We start from the raw sequence: 807 nt of genomic DNA, 5'->3' as shown, positions 1-807 counted from the left end.
GTCGGGGCCGCCGGTATCCCGGCGGCCTGGGGCGGCGCGGCAGTGGGCAAGCTGCTGGATCCGAACATCCTGATGCTTGCCTTCGCCGTGATCATGGTGGCCGCGGGCATCCGGATGCTCAGCAAGCCCCGCGAAAGCGAAGGTTCCTGCAGCACCGGGCCGAACCGGGCTTTCCGGTCCTGCGCCCCGAAAGCCGTGGGGGTGGGGCTGCTCGTCGGGTTCCTCACCGGGCTCCTCGGCGTGGGCGGCGGCTTCCTCATCACCCCCGCACTGACCATCTTCCTGGGCCTGCGGATGAAGCAGGCTGTTGGAACCTCTTTGGCGATCATCGTGGTCAATTCCGCCGCCGGGTTCAGTGCCCACGCGGCCGGCTACACCATCGACTGGGCCACCACCCTGGCGTTCGCCATCCCGGCCATCGTGGGATCGGTGGTTGCCGCCCGGTTTGCCCGCCACCTGCACGACAAGCACATCCGTATCTCGTTTGCGGTACTCATCTTCGCCGTCGCGGCGTGGGTCACCGCCGGCACCATCACCGCCTGACCCAACCCACCCCTGTTAAGCCCGAAGGAGAACCCCCATGGCTGAAATCACCATCACCGAGACCGAGCAGCGCCGTTCCACCGCCCGGATCCTGGATGTCCGCGAGGACTTCGAGGTCGCCGAGGGCATGATTCCCGGCGCCCTGCATATCCCGATGGGGCAGCTGCAGGCCCGCCTGGGCGAGCTGGACCCGGCCGTCCCCGTGATCGCCGTCTGCCGCAGCGGCAACCGCAGCGCCGCCGTCGCCGATGCCCTCAACGGCGC

2 protein-coding genes are annotated in these 807 nt (G+C 68.9%); both read left to right on the top strand.

Features of this window, described 5'->3' with window-relative positions; genetic code table 11:
• On the top strand, positions 1 to 543 hold a 543-nt coding region (locus PV772_RS23020), incomplete at its 5' end, for a sulfite exporter TauE/SafE family protein (protein ID WP_347887708.1).
• 37 nt (positions 544 to 580) lie between these two features.
• On the top strand, positions 581 to 807 hold a 227-nt coding region (locus PV772_RS23015), incomplete at its 3' end, for a rhodanese-like domain-containing protein (RefSeq protein ID WP_347887707.1).

It is taken from the genome of Pseudarthrobacter sp. CC12, from assembly GCF_039907755.1.
In the GTDB taxonomy this organism is placed as follows: Bacteria; Actinomycetota; Actinomycetes; order Actinomycetales; family Micrococcaceae; genus Arthrobacter; species Arthrobacter niigatensis.
The sequence above is the reverse complement of the archived record's forward strand: the minus strand, read 5'-3'. Positions and strand labels throughout refer to the sequence as shown.